6 protein-coding genes are annotated in these 6,603 nt (G+C 67.7%); 1 reads left to right on the forward strand and 5 read right to left on the reverse strand.

Translation table 11 applies throughout. The features are described 5' to 3' along the window. Nucleotides 1-155 precede the first annotated feature (155 nt). Entirely contained in the window at nt 156-1,175 is a 1,020-nt protein-coding gene (locus tag ACHFFZ_RS15695; RefSeq protein ID WP_394277538.1) for a LacI family DNA-binding transcriptional regulator, read from the reverse strand. 284 nt (nt 1,176-1,459) lie between these two features. Here ACHFFZ_RS15695 and ACHFFZ_RS15700 point away from each other — a divergent pair, with 284 nt between their 5' ends. Continuing rightward, complete coding sequence (locus ACHFFZ_RS15700) at nt 1,460-2,140, forward strand: hypothetical protein (RefSeq protein ID WP_394277539.1); 681 nt, start codon at nt 1,460-1,462, stop codon at nt 2,138-2,140. 51 nt (nt 2,141-2,191) lie between these two features. Here the strand turns inward: ACHFFZ_RS15700 and ACHFFZ_RS15705 are convergent, their stop codons facing one another. The 4 genes from ACHFFZ_RS15705 to dxr all read right to left on the reverse strand — a co-directional run bounded on the left by ACHFFZ_RS15705 (nt 2,192) and on the right by dxr (nt 6,263). Then, nucleotides 2,192-2,626 (reverse strand): GNAT family N-acetyltransferase, encoded by a 435-nt coding sequence (locus ACHFFZ_RS15705; protein ID WP_394277540.1) that lies wholly within the window; start codon nt 2,624-2,626, stop codon nt 2,192-2,194. A gap of 67 nt (nt 2,627-2,693) precedes the next feature. Continuing rightward, nucleotides 2,694-3,230, reverse strand: coding sequence for a DinB family protein (locus ACHFFZ_RS15710; protein ID WP_394277541.1), 537 nt, complete (start codon nt 3,228-3,230; stop codon nt 2,694-2,696). 518 nt (nt 3,231-3,748) lie between these two features. After that, nucleotides 3,749-5,032, reverse strand: coding sequence for a M50 family metallopeptidase (locus ACHFFZ_RS15715; RefSeq protein WP_394277542.1), 1,284 nt, complete (start codon nt 5,030-5,032; stop codon nt 3,749-3,751). A gap of 13 nt (nt 5,033-5,045) precedes the next feature. Further along, nucleotides 5,046-6,263, reverse strand: a complete 1,218-nt coding sequence (dxr, locus tag ACHFFZ_RS15720; RefSeq protein ID WP_394277543.1) for a 1-deoxy-D-xylulose-5-phosphate reductoisomerase — start codon at nt 6,261-6,263, stop codon at nt 5,046-5,048. Nucleotides 6,264-6,603 lie beyond the last annotated feature (340 nt).

The following is a 6,603-nucleotide window of genomic DNA, read 5'->3' on the forward strand; positions in this document are numbered from 1 at the left end:
GGCCAGGGCAGCAAAACCCGTGGAGTCGAAAGACATGATGGCTTCGCCTTGGACAGATGCCAGATCCACTGAGCGCATACCCAAGGATGCACCTTCTGGGCGCCGGACCTCGGAGGTGGCCCAAGCGCGATCATCTGCCGCTGACTTCGCGGCTCCTATCGGCGCAGTTTGAGACCCTGGCTGCTGCCCCGTAGGGCCAAGCTGTGGTCAAGTATCGCTTGGCGTGGTTGCAGGGCAGTGTTGAGCAGGAGCTGCGCGGCTCGGCTTCCTTGTTCGCGGGCTCGGGCATCGATGGTGGTGAGATCGTGTTTCTGGGCGTCGATGGTCCCGTCGAACCCGGGGACCGCCACGTCCTCGCCGACGGTCACCCCACGGGATCGGAGTACGTCGCAGCAGCCGACGGCGAGCTGGTCTCCGACGCAGGCGAGCGCGGTCAGGTGGGAGAAGCGCTCAAGCGCAGCAGTCGCCGCGGCCGCGCCGGCTGCGCGGCTCCAGTGGGTGGCTTGGACGACCATGGAGGTTGCCACCTGGAGGCCTTCGACCAGACCGGTGAGCCGTGGCCACGCTCCGTGGGGTTCCTGATCTGCGACGTACTGGTCCCAGGCGCTGATTGTGGGTTCGGATACGGCCTGGGCCACGGGACCGGTGACGATGCACACCTGGTCGTGTCCCATGCTGCGCAAGTGATCGCCCATCTCTTTCCCCGCGGCGTGCTCGTCGATGGTCACGTAGCAAGTCCCGTGGGGTCCTCCCGCCACGACGGGCAGCCCCTGGGACCTGGCCATCGACATGATGGGATGGGTTGCCCAGGTGACCGCGATGCCGTCGACCAGCGTGTTCCGCAAAGCCTGCGCGGAGGCTGGCAGGTCAGGGGCAACAGCCATCAGGACAAGGCTTGCCCCCGCGGGTCGGATCTCGTCTGAGAACCCGGCCAGCCACTGGAGCTTGAAGGGGTCGTCGAAGACGGAGCTCAGCGTGTCCATGAACACCACTCCGTAGGCGTTCGCGTGTCCATGTTTGAGGACACGGCCAGCCACGTGGGGGCCGTAGTAGCCCATCTTCGCGGCCCGCGCCAGGATCCGGTCACGCAGCTCCGGCGACAGCTGGTCGGGACGACTGAAGGCATTGCTGACCGTCGTCGTGGAGACGCCCATCACTTGGGCGACGTCACTCATTGGCACCATTGCGCCCACCTGCCTGCCTTATCCACTCCTTCTGGAGCGATCAAGAACATACTCGTTCACACACGAGCAACCAGGAATCAGGGAGGGCGAGAGAGTCATGGACGAGCAGCGGCACGAGGGCGAAGACGTCGTCACCGCCCGGGTACGTGATGCCCGCCAAGTTCCGCGACACCGTGCCCCCCACGTTCACCCTCGTCGCATCGAAGCCCTGACTCGACGCACCACCAACACCCAAGCCAAGACCCAACCCCTCGCACCAGGAAGACGAGACGCACATGACCACGATGAACTGGGCCAACGACGACGCCGTCATCGACGCGGCAACACGCTTGGCCGCCACGTTGGGTGACGACGCGAACCACACCGTCGCGGCCGCCGCGATGGACCTGTCCGGCAACATCCACGCCGCGGTGAACAACCACCACTTCACCGGCGGCCCCTGCGCAGAACTCGTCGTTCTCGGCCTGGCGGCTGCAGCCCAGGCCGGCCCGCTCGCCACGATGGTCGCCGTCGGCGACGGTGGCCGTGGGGTGATCGCCCCCTGCGGTCGATGCCGTCAGGTCATCCTCGACCAACACCCCGACTGCTGCGTCCTGGTCCCCGACAACGGCAGCGTCGTCTCCGTGCCCGTGGCCCAGCTGTTGCCCTACACCTACCGGTTCCCGGACGGCACCGCAGAACGTTTCGTCCGGTTCAACGGCCGCTACTACGACGACATCGTGACTGGCCGCAAGACGCAGACGGTGCGCTACCTCGATCCTGTCCCGCTGGGGCCGACCACCTTCGTCTTCGAGGACGGCGAGCATCGTGGGTTCAAGACCATGCTCGGAATCATCGACAGCGTCACGCCCATCCACCTGACAGACCTTGATGACGACTACCAGGCAGGACTGCGAAGCCACTACCCGCGCATGCCCCGCGACGCCAAACTAGACGATGTTCGCTTCCACATCTGACTACCCAAGACGCACACTTCTGTCGTTGCCAGTACTGGCCTGACGGTCCCATCAGGCTACAGCGCAGACGTACTCGAGCTCACGGACCGGTCCGTACTGCTGGCGGATATGACCGGATGGTGACCAGCCGCGCCGCTCATAGAACCTGCGCGCGTGCGTGTTGTCCTCGAGAACCCAGAGCCGCGTCGCACCGACTGCTGCATCGAGGAGACGCCCTCCTACTCCGCACCCGGCTGCTGATGGGAGCACGTAAAGGGCCTCGACCTCGCTGTCTTGCCACGCCACGAACCCCACCGCCGTGCCCTCATGGGATGCCAGAGCGATCGTGCCGGTGTAGGAGTTCCACCGCTGTCGAGTCTCCTCGCGTGGGAAGGGATCAGTGAAGATGTGGGCATAGGCCTCCACCACGGATTCCTCGTGGATCCAGGCCACCAATTGCCGAACTGCCAACGTGCTCGGGGCAACCTCCACAACGACGGGTGTCATGGTTCTATCGAACCATCCGGAGACTCGATCATCTGCCGCGACGAGCTCACTGACCCCACCTCGCAATTCAGTCTCCGGTGGCGCCGTCGACCTGTTCACGCAGGAGATCGAGGTGGCCCAGATGGCGGGCGTACTCCTCGATGAGATGAACCAGGATCCAACGCAGGTTGACGTGCGCCGGCGTGGGCGATCCCCACGCCCGGACGCTGAGCTCGTCGAGCGTCGGCGCGGCCGAGTAGGTGCTGTTCGCGTTGGCGATAGCCTTGTCGAACCACGCCCGCAGGTCTTCGCCCGAGTCGGCGTCGGCTTCCCACTCCCAGTCACCCTCAGGCTGCTGCCAGCCCGAGCGCCACGGCTCGTCCAGCTCCTCGACGTCCTGCCCGGCGAAACAGCCGCGAGCCCACCATGTCTCGCAGCTGGCCAGGTGCTTGATGATCGCGCCGATGCTCATCGTCGACGGATGCCCGGCCAGGCGGGTGTGCAGCTGCTGGTCGTCCAGGCCCTCAGTCTTGCGGCGCGCCGCAGTGCGCTGGAAGTCGAGGAAGGACGTCAGGGTTGATCGCTCGTCGCTCGCGGGGGCGATGGCGGGCAAGGGCGTCGTCATGGACAGGAGGCTACCCAATGAAGCCGAGGGAAGCCCGCGCTCACGAGCCCAGGCGCCGCCCCGCCAACTGGCATGATGTGCCCGGCAGACACGCTCTCCTGCCCCGGGGAGCTGCTCCGCCCCCTCCGGTGCCCAGTGACACCTGGAGCCGCACGAGGCAGCCGTCCGGGGCTGTGGTCAACCTGCCAACCCAACCCGTCCTCTTGTGGGCATTCGTGGCGGGTGGACCACTGCCCGATGGCGCCTAGGGTGAATGCATGGCAGATCTGGCCCGCCCGTGGAATCTCAACATCCACCACGACCAGCTGCTCGCCCGGCTCGCCAGCAGAGGCGACCGTGTCCTCGACGTGGGATGCGGTGACGGATTCCTCTCGGCGCGGCTGAGTGCCCAGGGATGCGATGTCGTCGGACTGGATGCTGACGCGGGGTCCTGGACCGCGCCCGGCACAGGCGGCCCGACGAGGACATCGAATGGAGGCGCGCGAACTTCCTCGACCCCGGCGGCAGGCAAGCCTGGCTCAGAAGATCTGGACCGGGCTGATGATGTCGGCGACCACCAGAACCGCGCCGGCCAGCGTAAGGAAGCCTCCCACCAGGTAGGCCACCGGGAGCAGGCGCGCGGTGTCCACCGGGCCCGGATCCGGACGTCCCAGGGCGCGGGCGACCAGACGTCGCACGGTCTCCACCAGGGCGGCCGCGATGTGGCCGCCGTCCAGGGGCGGCAGGGGCACGCAGTTGAGCAGGAAGACGAACAGGTTCACCGAGGACAGCATCATGAACCACGAGGCGATCCGGTCGTTGCGCTCCAGCGCATGGTTGCCGACCACCTCCCCGGCGGCACGGCTCGCGCCGACGATGGAGACCGGGCCATTGGCCTCGCGGTCACGACCGGTCACCAGGTCCGTCGCCACATTCCAGACGCTGACGGGAAAACGCAGCAGGGCGCGGGTCGAGCGCTCCGCCTGGCGCCACAGGTCCTGTGCCGTGCCACCCAGCCCCACCTGCACCAGCTCGGTGGTCGGGGTCACCCCCAGGAAGCCCGCCTGCTCGGTGCGGGCCGGATCCATCCTGGACGGGAGCGCGGTGACGATCGTGTGCACCATGGGCAGGGTGACCAGGCGGCCATCGCGCTCCACCACCAGGCGGGCGGCCTGTCCCTTGTTGGCGCGGATCATCCCCGAAAGCGCCGGCCAGTCCTCGGGCCGCTGACCGTTGAAGGAGACGATCCGGTCCCCCACCCGCACGCCCGCCTTCTTGGCCGGCGCGACGGAATCGGCATCGGTGCAGCCCTGGGCGGCGCGACTGGCGGGCACGGCGCACTCGCTGACGGCGGCCGCCACCAGTTGGGGGCGGTACTGGCCGTGCAACGCATTGACGCCGGCAAGGATCACGAAGGCCAGCAGCAGGTTCATCAGAGGACCGCTGGCCATCACCACCACGCGCTGCCAGGTGGGCCTCTGGTGGAAGAGTCGCCCCTCGTCGCCCGGCCCCACCTCGTCGAATTCGACGGCTCGGGCCTCGTCGGCCAGACGGTTCAGCCGGGAGTCGGGGCGTCCGGGACGCCCGGGCGAGTACATGCCGACCATCCGGACATAGCCGCCCAGGGGCAGCATCTTGATCCCGTAGTCGGTCTCGCCTCGGCGGGTGCGCCACAGGGTGCGGCCGAAGCCGACGAAGTACTGGGTCACCTTGACGCCGAAGAGCTTGGCCGGCACCAGGTGGCCGAGCTCGTGCAGGGCGATCGAGGCCATCACCAGGGCGAAGAAGCCCAGCGCGGCCAGCAGCGTCACCACCAGCGTCATGCCTGTTCCGCCGTCACCCGGCGCAGATCTCGGCGGCCCGACGGCGAGCCCAGGCGTCCACGGCGAGTACGCCCTCGACGCTCATCTGGTCGTCGGACAGGTGCGCCCCCTCCCCCTCACCGGTGGCGAGGTGCTCGTCGACGACCGCAGTGATGGTCTCGACGATGGACAGGAAGCCGATGCCTCCCTCGCAGAAGGCGTCGACGCACACCTCGTTGGCGGCATTGAAGACCGCCGGCGCCGAGCCGCCCGCCTTGCCGCAGCGTCGGGCCAGCTCGACCGCCGGGAAGGCCTCGGAGTCCAGCGGCTCGAAGTGCAGGCTGGTGGGCTGCGACCAGTCATTGGGACGGCTGGCGCCCTCGATGCGGCGCGGCCAGTCCAGACCCAGGGCGATCGGCAGCTTCATGTCGGGCGGGCTCAGCTGGGCGATGGTGGCCCCATCGTGGAATTCCACCATGGAGTGCACCACCGAGCCGGGGTGGATGACGACGGTGATGTCATCCAGGTCGACTCCGTAGAGCAAGCCGGCCTCCAGCAGCTCCAGGCCCTTGTTGACCAGGGTGGAGGAGTTGATGGTGATGACGCGGCCCATGTCCCAGCTGGGGTGGGCCATCGCCTGCTTGGGGGTGACGTCGACCAGCTCCTCGCGGGAGCGCCCGCGGAAGGGTCCGCCGGAACACGTGAGGATGAGGCGTCGCACCTCGTCGGCGCGTCCTGCCTGCAGGCACTGGGCGAAGGCCGAGTGCTCGGAGTCGACGGCCACCATCTGTCCGGGTGCGGCGGCCTCGGTGACCAGGCGGCCACCGATCACCAGCGACTCCTTGTTGGCCAGGGCCAGCGTGCTCCCGGCCTCGAGGGCGGCCAGCGTGGGCAGCAGCCCGGCCGATCCGGTGATGCCGTTGAGCACCACGTCGCACGGATGCTTGGCCAGCTGGGTGGCGGCGTCCGGGCCGAGCAGGATCTTGGGCAGCTGCACCTCGCCCTGGTTCCAGCCCCGCTTCTTGGCCTCGGCGTAGAGCGCCAGTTGCAGGTCCTGCCCGGCGGTCGCCCTGGCCAGCGCCGCGACCTGCGGCTGGAAGTCCAGGATCTGGGCGGCGAACTGGGCGACGTCGGAGCCTCCGGCAGCCAGGCCGACCACGCGGAACTCGTCACGCCGGCTGGAGATCACCTCCAGGGCCTGGGTCCCGATGGAACCGGTGCTGCCAAGGATCACCACGTCACGAGCTGCCATGGGCCAATACTGGCAGACCCCACCGACACTTCCCTCGAGGCGAAGGCATTGGATGACGTACCGAAATCCATCCCCCACCTGTGCAGAGCTCGGATGACGTTGTACACTCGCCGCAGGAGTTTAATTTTTGCGACGGAATTAATGAGGCACTGACGCCCCACCTCGCGGAGCACCCACACAGGAGTAGGTATGCCATCTCCCACCCGTCGGGGACTCATCCTCGGCAGCCTCGGCGCCACCACGGCCCTCGCCCTGGGCGGGTGTTCCCGGTCCAGCACCGGACCAGTGGCGCTCGAGCTCTTCCAATTCAAGTCCGAGGCCATCACGCTCTTCGACAAGA

Origin of the sequence: Luteococcus sp., assembly GCF_043424415.1 — a bacterium.
GTDB lineage: Bacteria > Actinomycetota > Actinomycetes > Propionibacteriales > Propionibacteriaceae > Luteococcus.